General features: G+C 67.1%; 1 protein-coding gene. It reads left to right on the plus strand.

Features of this window, described 5'->3' with window-relative positions; genetic code table 11:
• Window positions 1-12 precede the first annotated feature (12 nt).
• On the plus strand, window positions 13-632 hold a 620-nt coding region (locus SPR02S_RS54785), incomplete at its 3' end, for a DUF4142 domain-containing protein (protein ID WP_019065515.1).

Consider the following 632-nt stretch of genomic DNA (forward strand, 5'->3'; position numbering starts at 1 on the left):
CCTGGAGGCCGCATGCCCATCTCCCGCAACATGGCAGGAACCGTCTTCGTGGTCGGCGCCCTGGGCGTGACCCTCAGCGCCCTCGCCTACCCCGCGATGCTCGGCGTGCAGAACACCTCCGGCAACCCGTCCCGCATCATCGCCAACACCCGTTACGGTCCGCTCACCGAGGCCGACCGCGACTTCGTCGTCAAGGTCCGCTCCGCCGGACTGTGGGAGTACCCCCTGGGCGAACTGGCGCTGAAGAAGGGTTCCACGGAGGAGATGCGGGAAGCGGGCCGGCATCTGATCGTCGGGCATGCCGGCCTCGACGAGCTGTGCCGCAAGATCGCGCCCGAGCTGAACATCACCCTGCCCAACCAGGCCAGCCCTCAGCAGCAGCAGTTCGTGGCGACCTCGGCGGCCCAGTCGGGCACGCAGTTCGACTCCACCGCCGCCAACATCATGCGCGTCACCCACGGTCAGATCTTCCCGGCCATCGCCAAGATCCGTGCCACCACCACGAACACCATGGTCCGCGCGCTCGCCGACCTGGCCAACGACACGGTCCTGGATCACATCACCGTGCTGGAGAAGACCGGTGTGGTCAACTTCGACCAGGTCAACTTCCAGCAGAGCACCCCGCCCAAGCT

Source organism: Streptomyces prunicolor NBRC 13075, assembly GCF_000367365.1.
GTDB lineage: Bacteria > Actinomycetota > Actinomycetes > Streptomycetales > Streptomycetaceae > Streptomyces > Streptomyces prunicolor.